Annotated in this window: 12 protein-coding genes; 11 read left to right on the top strand and 1 reads right to left on the bottom strand. The window is 70.1% G+C overall.

Annotated features, from left to right (window positions below):
- Positions 1-249, top strand: a 249-nt coding sequence (locus ACIBFB_RS20420; RefSeq protein WP_397232363.1) for a TetR family transcriptional regulator C-terminal domain-containing protein, incomplete at its 5' end; no start/stop codon positions are given.
- 243 nt (positions 250-492) lie between these two features.
- Here the strand turns inward: ACIBFB_RS20420 and aztA are convergent.
- On the bottom strand, positions 493-1,206 hold the full coding sequence (gene aztA / locus ACIBFB_RS20415; protein ID WP_397232361.1) for a zinc ABC transporter ATP-binding protein AztA: 714 nt from the start codon (positions 1,204-1,206) through the stop codon (positions 493-495).
- A gap of 65 nt (positions 1,207-1,271) precedes the next feature.
- Between aztA and aztB the strand changes: the two genes are divergently transcribed.
- The 10 genes from aztB to ACIBFB_RS20365 all read left to right on the top strand — a co-directional run.
- Positions 1,272-2,174, top strand: coding sequence for a zinc ABC transporter permease AztB (gene aztB / locus ACIBFB_RS20410; protein ID WP_397232359.1), 903 nt, complete (start codon positions 1,272-1,274; stop codon positions 2,172-2,174).
- Entirely contained in the window at positions 2,171-3,373 is a 1,203-nt protein-coding gene (locus ACIBFB_RS20405) for an ABC transporter (protein ID WP_397232357.1), read from the top strand. Before aztB ends, ACIBFB_RS20405 begins: the two co-directional genes overlap by 4 nt.
- A 5-nt stretch (positions 3,374-3,378) precedes the next feature.
- A complete protein-coding gene (aztC, locus tag ACIBFB_RS20400) occupies positions 3,379-4,341 on the top strand; it encodes a zinc ABC transporter substrate-binding protein AztC (protein WP_397232355.1) in 963 nt (320 codons plus the stop codon).
- A 91-nt stretch (positions 4,342-4,432) separates the two neighbouring features.
- Entirely contained in the window at positions 4,433-5,620 is a 1,188-nt protein-coding gene (gene aztD, locus ACIBFB_RS20395; RefSeq protein WP_397232353.1) for a zinc metallochaperone AztD, read from the top strand.
- Positions 5,621-6,559: 939 nt separating this feature from the next.
- Positions 6,560-6,886 (top strand): hypothetical protein, encoded by a 327-nt coding sequence (locus ACIBFB_RS20390; RefSeq protein WP_397232351.1) that lies wholly within the window; start codon positions 6,560-6,562, stop codon positions 6,884-6,886.
- Between the two features lie 289 nt (positions 6,887-7,175).
- A complete protein-coding gene (locus ACIBFB_RS20385; RefSeq protein WP_397232349.1) occupies positions 7,176-9,767 on the top strand; it encodes a hypothetical protein in 2,592 nt (863 codons plus the stop codon).
- Positions 9,764-10,144: a hypothetical protein gene (locus ACIBFB_RS20380; RefSeq protein WP_397232347.1), complete on the top strand. Its 381-nt coding sequence runs from the start codon at positions 9,764-9,766 to the stop codon at positions 10,142-10,144. Before ACIBFB_RS20385 ends, ACIBFB_RS20380 begins: the two co-directional genes overlap by 4 nt.
- Before the next feature lie 232 nt (positions 10,145-10,376).
- A complete protein-coding gene (locus ACIBFB_RS20375; RefSeq protein ID WP_397232345.1) occupies positions 10,377-10,868 on the top strand; it encodes a GyrI-like domain-containing protein in 492 nt (163 codons plus the stop codon).
- Positions 10,865-11,674, top strand: coding sequence for a MerR family transcriptional regulator (locus tag ACIBFB_RS20370; protein WP_397232343.1), 810 nt, complete (start codon positions 10,865-10,867; stop codon positions 11,672-11,674). Before ACIBFB_RS20375 ends, ACIBFB_RS20370 begins: the two co-directional genes overlap by 4 nt.
- A 1,137-nt stretch (positions 11,675-12,811) precedes the next feature.
- On the top strand, positions 12,812-13,682 hold an 871-nt coding region (locus ACIBFB_RS20365), incomplete at its 3' end, for a hypothetical protein (RefSeq protein WP_397232341.1).

Genomic DNA, 13,682 nt, shown 5'->3' with positions numbered 1-13,682 from the left:
CCCGAGACCGAGGAGCGGCCCGCGGCCCTGAGGGCGGCGGCCGAGGTCTTCGACACCTGGCAGGACCTGTTGGCAGCCTCGCTGCGCGAGCACGGGGCCGAGCGGGAGGAAGCGGCCCGGTTGGCGACGCTCGTCGTCGCCGCGGTCGAGGGCGCGGTGGCGATGTGCCGCGCCAAACGCAGCACAGAACCCCTCGACCGCACGGCCGAACAACTCGAGGCGCTCGTCATCGCGGCGGTCAGGGGCTGAGCCGACCTCGGGGGCACGTGCCCGGATCGCCTCCCGTCACTCCCGTGCGCCGACCAGTCGTCGGACTCGGTCTCCGGGCAGGGGCACGCGTTGACGCGAACCCGTGGCCACCGGATGAGAACGGACTGCTTGCGCGCGCCAGGCGCCAGACCCCAGGCCCGTACTCCTGCGCCGGTCGGCGTCCAGCGCGGTTCCCCGCACATGTCCTGGATCCCTCGCCCTCTGGAACCCCTGGGGCCGGGTTCACCGGTGGCGTGTTCCCCACGCCGACGACGGCCCGCCCGCCCCCGCTCCGTCCCAGAGCGGTGCGACGTCCTCGGGCGGACCGGAGGCCACGATCCGGCCCGCGGTCAGCACGAGGCAGTGGTCGGCGGCCGAGGTCTCGCCCGGATCGTGGGTGGCGTGCACGACGGTCACCCCCTCCCCGCCGAGATCCTCCAAGGTCGCGCGAATGCGCTGCTGTGACCGGTGGTCCAGGCCAGCCGAAGGCTCGTCGAGCAGGAGCAGGTCCGCCTCCTGCGCCAGCCCCTGGGCGACCAGCACGCGTTGGCGCTGCCCTCCGGAGAGCTCCCCCAACCGGCGACCGGCCAGGTCGGCGACCTCCATCCGTTCCAGGCACGCCGTGACGACCTCCCGATCGTGCCGGGTCAGCGGGCGCCACAGGCCCCGGTGTGCCCAACGTCCCATCGAGACCGCCTCGCGCACGGTGACGGGCAAGGCGTCGGAGACCGCGCTGCGCTGCACCACGAAGGCCGGACGCCCTTGTCCGGCCAGGACCACGGACCCCCGCCGCGGGCGGACCGTACCCGCCAGAACGCCCAGGAGGGTGGACTTTCCGGAGCCGTTCGAGCCCACCAGCGCCGTGACCATGCCGTGGGGGATGTCCGCGTCGACGGCGCACAGGACGTCCCGTCGCCCGTATCCCGCGTAGACGCCTTCCAGCCTCACCTGACTCATACCTGCTCCTCCATCACGACCCCGATGTGAAAACGATAATGGTTATCGTTGTAATGTGTCGCATCATGGAAGCTCTGTTCGACCCGTTCGGCGTCGTCTTCGTCCAGCGGGCACTGTGGGGCGGGATCCTGGTCTCGCTCATCTGCGCGATCGCAGGCACCTGGGTGGTGCTGCGCGGCATGGCCTTCCTCGGTGACGCCATGTCGCACGGCATGCTGCCCGGAGTGGCGCTGGCCTCGCTGTTCGGCCAGAGCCTCTTCCTGGGCGCGGCACTGGCCGCCGCGGCGATGGCCGTGGGCGTCACCGCCCTGGGCAGGTCCTCGCGGCTCTCGCAGGACACGGGCATCGGCCTGCTCTTCGTCGGGATGCTCTCGGTCGGCGTGATCATCGTCTCCCACTCCGCGTCCTTCGCGGTGGACCTCACGGCGTTCCTCTTCGGAGACGTCCTCGGCGTGCGCGAGCGCGACCTGGTCCATCTCGGCATCGCCCTGGCCGTGGCCGCGGCCACGGCCTTCGCCGGGCACCGCGCCTTCGTCGCGCTGGCCTTCGACTCCCGCAAGGCCCACACCCTGGGGCTCGCGCCCCGCCTGGCCCACGGGGCGCTCCTCGGCCTGGTCACCCTGGCCGTCGTCGCCTCGTTCCACGTCGTCGGCACCCTGCTGGTGTTCGGGCTGCTCATCGCTCCCCCGGCGGCCGTCGCCCTGTGGGCGCGGAGCATCCCGATGATCATGGCGGGCGCGGCCGTGCTGGGCAGCGCCTCCACCTTCCTCGGCCTGCTCGTGTCCTGGCACTGGGAGACGGCGGCCGGAGCCACCATCGCGGCGGTGGCCGTGGGGTTCTTCTTCGTCTCGGCGATCGCGGCCGCGCTCACCTCGCACAGCACCCGGCGCGACGGGGTCGAGAGCACTGGGGACACCGCCGGCACACCGCACCGAACACCACTCCCGGAGAGGCCGCTGACGTCATGAGACCGCACCACCACGTCCGCAACACCCTGGGCGCGATCGGCCTGGGCGCCGTGCTCCTGGCGACCGGCTGTGCCGGCGCCGCCGCCCGAGCCCCGGAGGAGGAACAGGAGGAAGGAGTCCCGCACGGCTACGTCGAGGGCGCGGAGGAAACGGCCGAACCCCAGTCACGCCTGGTCATCGCCGACGAGGACACCGGCGCGGTCCAGATTCTCGACCTCATCACGGAGGAGGTCACCGACCTGGAACCCGTGGGGAGCGTGGACGGTGTCACCACCGACGGACGGTTCGCCTACCTTCTGTCATCGGATGAGAGGACGACACATGTCGTGGACAGCGGTGCGTGGACCGTCGACCACGGCGACCACAACCACTACTACCGGACGGAGATCCGGTCGGTGGGAACCGTGGCGGACCTGGTCGCCGAACAGGTGGGCACGGACACGGCCCTGACCGCGCTCACCGATCCCCGCGGGACGACCGCGGTCCTGGACCGGTCCGCCCTGGAGGACGGCTCCGTCGAGGTCGCCGTACCCGGCGGCGGCGAGCTGGCCGCCCCCTTCGCCGGACACCTCGTGGTGGCCGGGAACGGCGCGCCGGGAGAGGTCGGCGTCCACGACCGGGACGGCGCCGCCCTGGAGACACTCGGCGACGACTGCACTGAGCCCCGTGGCCAGGCCCTCACACGGCGGGGACTGGTGATCGGCTGCGACGAGGGCGCCCTCCTCGTCACCGAGGAGGACGACGCGATCACCAGCGAGATCATCGCCTACCCCGAGGACGCGGACGGCCGGGTCGAGGAGTTCCACCACCGCCCCGGCGCCGGAGCCCTGGCCGCCGTCTCGACCGAGGGGGACGCCTGGCTGCTCGACCTCGCCGAGGGAGGGTGGACGCCGTTGGACCTCTCCGACGCCGTCGCGGTGTCGGCCGTCGGCGAGGGCGCCTCCGTCCTGGCCCTGGACTCCGAGGGCACCCTGTACTCCCTCGATCCGGAAACGGGCGAGCCGAACGCCTCGACCGAACTCCTGGCCGGGACGGACGGCGAGCACGCCCCCGTCATCCAGGTGGACACCAGCCGCGCCTACGTCAACGACGTCCGGGCCGGCGTCGTCCACGAGATCGACTACAACGACGACCTGCGCGTGGCCCGGACCTTCGACACGGGGATCACACCGCACCACATGGTCGAGACAGGACGTTGACCGACATGAACGCACACGCATCAACCCCCGCCAGGACGATCGTGACCGCGCTCGCCTGCGCCGCCGCTCTGGGCCTGGCCGCGTGCGCCCCCGGGGACGACGGGCGCGGGGGAATCGTGGTGACGACCAACATCCTGGGCGACCTGACCCGGGAGGTCGTCGGTGACCAGGCCGAGGTCACGGTTCTGATGAAGCCCGACGCCGACCCCCACTCGTTCGGGATCTCGGCGCCCGAGGCCGCCGCCCTGGAGAACGCCGAACTCGTGGTCTACAACGGCCTCGGCCTCGAAGAGGGCGTGCTGCGCAACGTCACGGCGGCGGAGGAGACGGGGGTGCCCGTCCTGGAGGTCGGCGCGGAGGTCGACCCCCTCCCCTACGCCGGGCACGAGGACGGGGAGGAGGCGGGGGGCAACGAGAGCGCGGGCGAGCCCGACCCCCACTTCTGGACGGACCCCCAGCGGGTCGTCCGCGCGGTCGACCTCATCACCGAACAGGTCATCGAGAACGTCGACGGCGTGGACGCCGACGCCGTCCGGGCCAACGCCGAGGCCTACACCGCCGAACTGGAGGAGCTCGACGCGTGGATGGCGCAGGAGTTCGAGGCGATTCCCGAGCAGCGGCGCAAGCTGGTCACCAACCACCACGTCTTCGGCTACCTCGCCGACCGCTACGGGTTCGAGGTCATCGGAGCAGTGATCCCCAGCGGCACCACCCTGGCCTCACCCAGCACCTCGGACCTGAGCTCCCTGTCCGACGCCGTGCGTGAAGCGGGCGTCGACGCCGTCTTCGCCGACTCCTCCCAACCCGACCGCCTCGTCACCGTCATGGCGCAGGAGGCGGGAGTGGACATCGAGGTCGTCGCCCTGTTCTCCGAGTCGCTGAGCGAGGAGGGAGGGGGCGCGTCCACCTACCTGGAGATGATGCGCTCCAACACCGACGCCATCGCCTCCGGCCTGAACGGCGCCTGAACCGGCTGCTCAGAAGCCCCCACACCACGAGGAGCCGCCATGGCCGCGGTCCCCTCGAACACCACCGAAAGAAAGCGAAGGAATCTCCCCCATGAGCACACCACACAGACTCCCCGTCGGCGCGGCGCTGCCCGTTCTGCTGTCGGCCGGACTCCTGCTGACCGCGTGCGGCACCGGACAGGAACAGGCCGCGACCGAGGCGGACGGCCAGGGCAACGAGGCCGTCTCCGTCAACAATCCGCTCGTGACCACCTATGACGGCGGCCTGTACGTCCTGGACGGCGACACCCTCGAGGTCGAGCGGGACATCGAGCTGGAGGGGTTCAACCGGATCAACCCCGCCGGTGACGACCGGCACCTGTTCGTGTCCACGTCGGAGGGCTTCCAGCTCCTGGACGCCGCCGCGGGGGTGCTGACCGACGACCTGATCGCCGCCGACGCCCCCGGCCACGTCGTCCGCCACGCGGGTCGGACCGTCCTGTTCGCCGACGGCAGCGGCGAGGTCACCCTCCTGGACAGCGACGCCCTCGGCGAGGGCCTTCCGGAGGAGCCCGAACAGTACACGGCCGAGGAGCCCCACCACGGTGTGGCCGTCGAGCTGAGCAACGGAGAACTCCTGGTCACCCTCGGCGACGAGGAGGAGCGCGTCGGCGTGGCCGTCCTGGACGCCGACCGTGAGGAGATCACCCGCAACGAGGAGTGCCCCGGCGTCCACGGGGAGACCGTCGCGGCGGGAGAGACGGTCGTCATCGGCTGTGAGGACGGTGTCCTGACCTACAGGGACGGCGAGCTCACCAAGATCGACAGTCCTGACGAGTACGGACGCATCGGCAACCAGGCGGGGTCCGAGGAGTCCCCCGTCGTCCTGGGCGACTACAAGACCGACCCCGACGCCGAACTGGAGCGTCCCGAACGGGTCGCCCTCCTCGACACCGAGGAAGCCGACCTGACCCTGGTGGACTTGCCGAGCAGCTACACGTTCCGTTCCCTGGGGATCGGCCCCGACGGTGAGGCCCTGGTCCTGGGCACCGACGGGATCCTGCACGTGATCGACACCGAGACGGCCGAGGTCGTGGACGGCATCGAGGTGACGGACGCGTGGGAGGAGCCGCTGGAGTGGCAGGACGCCCGGCCCGCGCTCTTCGTCCGCGACACCACCGCCTACGTGAGCGACCCCGCGACGCGGCAGATCCACGCGGTGGACCTGGCGACGGGTGAGATCACCGCCTCCGTCACCCTGGACGAGGCGCCCAACGAGCTCAGCGGTGTCGCCCACTAGGACCTGTTCCGAGTCTTGACCACGGTTCGGGCACTCGCCCCCGGCGAGTGCCCGAACCGGTGTTGGGACCGCCTCCCGCCACTCGGTCCGGGGTGAAGGGCGTGGGTACTGGGGCGTCTGTCGAGCCGGGGTCACCTGGGTTCCCGAGTGAGGTCGTCGACCCGGAGAGGGTGCCCCCTACGTCAGGCATGAGGGGGACCGCGGTGGAGCGGCGGAGACTGATCGGGATCGTCGGGGCCGGGCTCGCGGTCCTGCCCGCCTGGTGGGCCCTGCGTCAGGCGGTGGACGGGGCCGACGGGGACTGGCGTACCGTCAGCGCACCGTGGGAGCGGGCACTCCCGCTGCTGGGCCCGCTCACCCACGCCACGCGGGTGAGCAGCCGGGACGACGACGATCGGGGCCTTCCGTCGCCGGAGTCGGTGTTCTCAGGCTTCGCCCGGCTGTCGCCGGGCACACTGGACGAGCTGACTGCGGCCCACGCCTTCGTCTCCGGAGGGCCGGCCGATGGCTTCTCCTCGTGGTTCGAGGAACCGCTCAGGGGCGAGGGGCCGGACAACCCGCAGTGGATCCGGTCGGACGACCTCGACCGTGACGGCACCGGCTACTCCACCGACCTGTGGTTCGACCGTCGCGGCGACACCGTCCGCTTCTGGGTGCCCCGGGACTCCGGATTCCCAGGCCCCGGTGCTCGGTCGCCTGTTCTCGCTCCGGACGGAGGACACCGGGAATGGCGCTGTTCAAGATCCGCGCAAGGTTTGTCCATGGTCCGCCTGGGAGGATCCTGCCGCCGGACGGATGCCTGTCCGAAGTGTGACATCCGATGGCCGGCCGGTCCCCTCCGCATTCCAGACGACCGGCCAGTCCGGCGTCCTCCGGTACTGCGTGATCGCAGCGTGCCCTCGAACGAGGCGTACGTCCCCTACTCCAAAGGATCACCACATGACCACCACGCGCATCGCCCGCCGCGCCGCGCGGCACCGCCGTGCCCTCACCGTGACCGTCCTCACGTCGACCATGGCCGCGCTGTCCCTGGTGACCGCCGCACCCGCGTTCGCGACTCCTGAAGACTGCACGAGGTGGACTTCGGGCTCGCGCGGGCAGACGATCAACGTCGTGTGCACGAGTGGCACGGGTCGCTACGGAATCGCCGCGTCATGCTGGGACGGAGGGTCTGCGACCAGCAGGGTCGTCAGCATCGGACGGACCGCCTCTGCCATCTGCTACAACAGCTCCGTTCGCAATTCCGTCCTCTACTTCTACTCCTGACACCCCGGTCAGAACTCGCGGTCGTGCCGCGGACCCGGCCGGGAACGGGCACGGCCACCGCGTGATCATCGGTCGGTGCGCGCACAGACGAAGATCACGCGGTGGCCGCGGACCACAGCGTGGACCCTGCCCGCCGGGACGCCGATGCCATCAGGCGACAGCCCGGCGCGGCCACTGCCGACGACGGTCCCCCGACGAGAGCGGCGGAGGGATCAGGAGACCGCATGAGCCCGCCTACGTGACCGCGTCACGGTGAGTGACGTATCATCACGGACGGGAAGGGGCCCTGATGGATGAGCATGTGGTCAGCGTCGACGAGCTGGAACTGTCCGACCATCCCCGCCTGCTCTCCACGCCCGGCCTGGCGCAGCCGTACCAGTGCGCCAAGGCGGTCACTCTGTTCGGCTGCCTTCCCCGTGCGGAGGTCCACGTCGAGGTCGACGGTTTCGTCATGGTGGATGAGCCGGTCGGTTTTCCCGAATCAGGCGGGGTCACCCTCCCCCTTCCCGTCGAGTTGACAGTCGGCCAGATGATTCGAGTCCGCCAGCGTCACGACGGCAGGACGAGCGACTGGTCACACCCCGTCCAGACGCGTGAGCACCTCGCCGACTACCCTGCCGGGCTCCCGCGCCCGGTGATCCACCCCGAGCCGGTGTACGAGTGCGGCGTCCGGACGGGCGTGACCAATCTGCTGGGCGGCGGGAACGTCTGGATCACCGCGGACGGCGTCGAGGTCGGCCGAGCGGACGGCTGCGGCGCTCCGAAACAGGGCGTCAACGTCTCACCCGCCTACACGTCGGACCAGCGTGTGCGCGCTCATTACGAGCTTTGCGACGACCAGAGCCCTCCCTCGGCCGCGCTGGTCGTCAAGCCGCCGCCCGCAGCCCTTCCGGCGCCCGTCGTCGGCCCCCTGTACTCGGGCGGTGAACGGCTGGCCATCAGCGGTGTCACGAACGGGGCCCTCGTCACCCTGACCCGCGACGGAAGTCCGGTCGCCAGCAGCGGCTGCTGGGGCGGCACCCTGTTCGTGACGCTCAGCCCTCCGGTCACCGCGGGAGAGGTGTTCTCGGCGGAACAGCAGCTGTGCGCCGGCAGTCCGCCGAGCCCGTCCGGCACCACCGAGGTACAGCCGTGCTCCGAGCTGCCGGCGCCGCGGATCGGCCCGATCCAGGCCGGCGACCGAGCGGTGACCATCGCGGAGGCGGCGCCGGGGGCCCAGATCAGGGTCTACGTCAACGGTGTCCAGGCCGGACTGGGCAGTGGTTCGGCCATCGGACTCGACCGCGCGGTCGTCGCCGGTGATCTCGTGGCGGTCGTGCAGTCACTGCCGCCCACCTGCCCGGGCCGCCTGGCGCGCCTGACCACGGTGGCGTGTGTGGACCCTCCCTACACGTACGACCCGTCGGCGCTGAACCTGTTTCCGGTCGGTTCGGACGACTACGAGTTCCCGGCCGGGACGTCGGGCAACCCAGGACGGGTGCGGGGGAGCGTCCGCTATCCGGCGGACGACGACGGGCCCGAGCAGCCCTTCAACAGCCGCCTCGCCGCGACGGGACGGTGCCCCATCGTCTTCCTCCTCCACGGCTACTACGACTTCCTCACCCCGAGTCACCTCGGCTACGACTATGTCCAGGAAAGCCTGGCCCGGATGGGCTTCATCGCCGTCTCCGTCGACAGCAGTGATCTCAACCTCGGGGGCAGCAGCGGCGTCGAGGACATCGAGGACCGCGCCGACCTGGTCATCGACTCCATCCTGTACTTCCAAGGGCTCATGGTCGACCCCGGGTCGCGGTTCTTCCAGCGCATCGACTTCGGCCGGGTCGGTCTCATGGGCCATTCCAGAGGAGGGGACGCGGTGATCACCCTGCCGACTGTCCTCCCCCTGGCCGGCGTGACCATCCGGGCGGTCCTCGCGCTGGCCCCGACCAATTACCGCTCCTACGCGGATCTGCCGACGATCGCACCGGACGGCTACGCCTTCATGACCATCCTCCCGGCCGCGGACGGCGACGTGGTCAACAACAACGGGGCCCAGTTCTACGACGCGGCCCGGCCCGGCCCCTTCAAGTCGCAGCTGTACGTGCACAACATGAACCACAACCGCTTCAACCGCAGGTGGCCGGACGACGATCCGGTCATCGTCGACCCCGTGGCCACACGCGAGGAGCACGAACGCGTCCTCGAGGTCTACGGGTCGGCCTTCTTCCGCTCCGCACTGCTGGGACACGACACCGGTGCCTTTCTCGACGGGCGGCAGCGGCCGCCGGGAGTGCGCTCGGACCTGGTCCACCCGTCCTTCGCCAGGCAGGGGGCCATCACGGTGGACGACCACAAGGAGGGCAACGCCGTCACCCTCAACTCGCTGGGTCAGCCGACCGCGCAGTGGGGTGGGATGACCGCCGACGAGTACTCCTTCGGACACACGCCCAACGCCTACAACCACACGTTCTTCGGTCACGGCCTCGGCATGGTCATGGAACCCCACGAGATCGACGCGACCTTCCGGTCGTCACTGGACTCGATGGACCTGCGCGGCTGCGAGATCTGGGTGAGGGTCGCCGAGGTCATGCGGGGCTACCTCCCGCCCGAGCCCGCGGGGTTCCAGCTCGGGTTGGAGGACGCCGACAGACTCACGGCCTGGGTGGACTCCGACTCGGTGGGCGGCGTGCCCCGTCCTCATTTCCGGTCCGACGTGCCCAAGACCATGCTCACGACACTGCGGTTCCGCAGCGACTGCTTCCGGACGGCCGAGCCCAGACTCCTGCTCCACAAGATCCGGGGCATCCTCTTCCGCTGCGACCGTCACCAGCTGCCACCGCTGGCCGTGGACGACCTCCAGATCGTGAGGATCTCGGAACCCTCGGAGGAGAGCTCCACGTGACGAACGACCCCGAAGCCTCCCACCCGTCTCCGGCCCCGCGCCCCGGCTCCGCACTGCCCGATGTGCTGGCCGTCGAGGCACGGCTGATCCGGTACCGAGCGCCTCGCCACCGCCACTTCCCGTCCGCGCTGCCCGATGACGTGGAGGCGGTGGAGTTCCTGGTGGAAACAGACGCCCCCATCCCCCGCAGAGCACTGGGCCCCGCCCTGCACGTCGGCAGCGCCGTCCTCACCGAGGTGACCGCCGTGGATCCCACCCACTACCGGTTCGTCGGCTTCGCTCCCGGGGCCCTCGAGCCCGGCGCGAGGATCGGGCTCGGCTGGACGGACCACCGCGAGCCCGAACGCACCACGGCCTTCCGGTTCGAGGGCTACTGACGGGCGGAACGGACCGGCCCCGGGTCGCGCCTGGGTCACCCCCGCTGACCTGGAGCTTCCTCACATCCGGGTAGTCATCCCACCGGGTGGAAGGTCACCTGGACGGACTGGTGGCGAAGTCCAGGCAGGTAGTTTCGCACCATCCGGCGGCTCGGGTTGACCTTGTCCCAGGGGGAAGGTGTCTGCTGGTTGTGGCCCACCCGAAATGCGAGTGGCGACCGCAAGGAGGACGATGACTGCATTCACCGTCGAGCAGCGGGCCGAGCGCCCCTGGGTCGGCGTTTCGACAACGGCCGGGCTCGCTGACTGGGATCGCGTGAACGCGCACGTCCCGCAGATCTACGGCGCGCTGGCCGCGGCGGGCGGGATTCCGCGGGGCGGGCCGATCTACCAGTACCGTCGCCTGCGGACAGCCGCAGACCCGATGGACATCACGGTCTGCGTTCCCGTACCGGCGCGCATGGAGATCGGCGACGGGTTCGACACCGGCGTGATCCCGGCCGGCCGCTACCTGATCGCGCGCCCGAAGGGTGGTCCGGACGTGCTCGCACAGACCCACCGGGACATGTGGGAGTGGGCGGGCGTGCAGGGCCTGGAACTCGCGATCGACGAGCGGGCCGACGGCATTCACTGGCATGCGCGCACCGAGCAGTTCCTCACGGATCCGCGGTCCGAACCGGATCGGAGCGAGTGGGCCGTCGAGGTCGCGTACCTGCTGAAATGAGCGAGACCGACGCGAGGCTGTCGATCGGCGAGTTCAGTCGCGTCACGTGGCTCTCTCCGAAGGCGCTGCGCCTGTACGAACGGCGCGGGCTCCTCATGCCCTGTGTCGTCGACGAGTACACGGGGTACCGCTACTACCGCCCGTCGCAAGCGGAGCGTGCCCGCACGATCGCGTTGCTGCGCCGCGTGGGCATGCCACTCGAGCGCATCGGCGCGGTCCTCGACGCTACCGCTGACAAGCGACGCGAGCTCCTTGCCGCGTACCGGACCGACGCGGTGCGTGCGCACGAGCGCGCGGTCGCGCTGCTCGACAGCCTCGCGGGCGGTCTCTTCGAGGATCGGCCGGCATGCGCGGAGGACGCACCAGCGGTGTCGAGTCGCGACGTTCCGGCGCAGCCGTTCGTCTCGCGGGCTGTTCGCACGACAGCCGCGGACCTCCCCTTGCACATCGAGCGTGTCGCAGCAGAGCTCGCGCAGCGGGCCGGTGCGGCGGTCGACCGATCCCGGCCCCTTGTCGTCGTCTACCACGGCGAGGTGAGCTGGGAGTCGGACGGGCCCGTCGAAGTGCGCGTGCCCGTCACCGGCGCATCGAGCGCGGACGGCGTCGAACCCGCGGGATCTGAGCTGTTCGTCGACGTACCGTACGGCGAGGTCCAGTTCCCCACGATCCTGCGCGCGTTCGACGTGGTCCGCGATGCCGCAACGCACCACACGCGTCGCCCGTCCGGAGCGCCACGCGAGATCTATCTCGACGGCGATCCGTTCCGATGCCAGGTCGCGCAGCGCTACGTCGAGACGCGGGGCTGACACGAGTGCCTCGCACCGCAACGCGGGTGGCCGACGCGCCCGGGACGGGCCGCCAGGGTCGCGGGACGGCACCATGCCCCGGGAGATCGGGCTCGGTCTGTACGGGACCTCGCACCGGGGAGCACACGAGGAGCGAAATCCGCCCCCAGACGGGTCCCGCGCCTGGCCTGTTCGACTCGCACACCCCGTAGCCCTCGTCCGACCACACGTCCGTGATCGCCTAGTCTTCCGGGATTCCCCCGACCGGCGACGCGGACCGCTGCGACGAGATCTCCCTCCGCCCCGGGCGCTGGCTGATGCGGGTCGACCTGGATCCCCGCCAACCGGAAGGACTTCTTGACCGTACGGCTCCGAAGGTCACGCGGTTCCGGTACCGCCATCGGCACGGTATCGCCGGTCATGACATCGTTGTTCCAGATCGTAACGCGTGTTCATCGAGAAGATCGTGCCGGAGAACTTCACGTGTTTCGGGCCGGGCGCACCTGGATCCGGCGATGGCCGCGTTCATCGGGACCAACGGTTCAGGCACGACTGCGGCATGCGAGGCGCCGCTGAGGACGTTCGGGATATCTGCGCAAGCGCGGAGACACCGGAGTGGAAGGGGCGGTCGGCCGAGACGCGGTCGCAGGCGATGTGAACCAGGACCGGCAGGGCCTGCTGCGCCGGTGAGTTTCTCGTGTCTGATTTCAACAGCGTGCGGATTCGGACTGACTGGGAGAGTGGAAGCCCAGGTCAGAAAGATGCTCCCCGCGCACGCGGGCGTTTGTTTTCCGCTGAGGGGCGCAGGAGTCTCACGATTCACTGGGGAAACACGGGTTAATCATGTTCATCAGGGCATCAAATTTCGATCGTTCTGTTGAATGCATCCGAGTGTGGGGATAGGCTTCGGGGCAGATCGGCGGCTCTGTCGTATTGGCGTGTTTATCGTCTGCTCGACCCCCAGAGAGTTCCACTGAAGAAAGGGCGCGGCATCCGCCCTTTGGGCGTTCCTTCTGTCGCACGTGCTTTTTCCCTTGATTTTCCCGATGGGTCGCACCGGAGGGTTTCCGGTGATGGTCATCGGCGGTGTGCTCCAAAACCAGAGGAACGGCAGTTCCGCAAGGCCGTGATGTTCCTTCATGCAAAGGTGGTGGCTTGATGGCTCCGGACAGTACGCGGCCCCGCACCGAGGAAGTGTGGGCCACGTGGACCTCCGACGGGAAACTGTGGGCGACCGCGCGCGGGGGACCGGCGGGTGCGCAACTCCAGGCGCAGTGGCCGGACGGGAGGTGGGCGAGTATCGGGGACTTCCAGCAGGACGGCTCGTTCCTCAACCCGAACGTGCCTCCCAGCTACATGGTGAAGAAGGACATCCTGCGCCTTCGCGCCTACCGGAACGGACAGGCCTCCGGCACACAGGAGGTCGCGGTGCGTCCCGCGCTCACCGTGTCACCCGCCTGGATGTTCGAGGGCGGCGTATGGGTGAGCGCCCACGGGGGGCCGGAGGGCGCGCGCCTCCAGGCGCAGTGGCCGGACGGGAGGTGGGCGAGTATCGGGGACTTCCAGCGGGACGGCTCCTTCCTCAACCCGAGTGTTCCGCCCAGTTACATGTGGAACGAGGACACCCTGCGCCTGCGGGTCCACAGGGACGGGCTCTCCTTCCCACCCCACCAGGAGATCAGGGTGCGCCCCCCGCTCGGCGAGGTGTGGGCCGCGTGGACGTTCGAGGGGAGGCTGTGGGTGAACGCCGAAGGGGGACCGGAAGTCGCCTACCTCGAAGCGCAGTGGCCGGACGGGAGGTGGGCGAGTATCGGGGACTTCCAGCAGGACGGCTCGTTCCTCAACCCGAACGTGCCGCCCAGTTACATGTGGAACGAGGACACCCTGCGCCTGCGCGTCCACAAGAACGGACAGGCCTCCGCTGCCCGGGAGGTCACGGTGTCCGCGCTCACCGTGTCGGCCGTGTGGACCTTCACGGGAGAGCTGAGGGTGGGCGCCCACGGGGGGCCGGAGGGCGCGCGCCTTCAGG

Source organism: Nocardiopsis sp. NPDC050513 (genome assembly GCF_044457925.1).
Taxonomy (GTDB): domain Bacteria; phylum Actinomycetota; class Actinomycetes; order Streptosporangiales; family Streptosporangiaceae; genus Nocardiopsis.
The sequence above is the reverse complement of the archived record's forward strand: the minus strand, read 5'-3'. Positions and strand labels throughout refer to the sequence as shown.

Bases quoted from the DNA above. Each gene is read 5' to 3' on its own strand.
- aztA (WP_397232361.1), bottom strand. From the start codon at position 1,206: ATGAGTCAGGTGAGGCTGGAAGGCGTCTACGCGGGATACGGGCGACGG.
- aztB (WP_397232359.1), top strand. From the start codon at position 1,272: ATGGAAGCTCTGTTCGACCCGTTCGGCGTCGTCTTCGTCCAGCGGGCA.
- ACIBFB_RS20405 (WP_397232357.1), top strand. From the start codon at position 2,171: ATGAGACCGCACCACCACGTCCGCAACACCCTGGGCGCGATCGGCCTG.
- aztC (WP_397232355.1), top strand. From the start codon at position 3,379: ATGAACGCACACGCATCAACCCCCGCCAGGACGATCGTGACCGCGCTC.
- aztD (WP_397232353.1), top strand. From the start codon at position 4,433: ATGAGCACACCACACAGACTCCCCGTCGGCGCGGCGCTGCCCGTTCTG.
- ACIBFB_RS20390 (WP_397232351.1), top strand. From the start codon at position 6,560: ATGACCACCACGCGCATCGCCCGCCGCGCCGCGCGGCACCGCCGTGCC.
- ACIBFB_RS20385 (WP_397232349.1), top strand. From the start codon at position 7,176: ATGGATGAGCATGTGGTCAGCGTCGACGAGCTGGAACTGTCCGACCAT.
- ACIBFB_RS20375 (WP_397232345.1), top strand. From the start codon at position 10,377: ATGACTGCATTCACCGTCGAGCAGCGGGCCGAGCGCCCCTGGGTCGGC.
- ACIBFB_RS20370 (WP_397232343.1), top strand. From the start codon at position 10,865: ATGAGCGAGACCGACGCGAGGCTGTCGATCGGCGAGTTCAGTCGCGTC.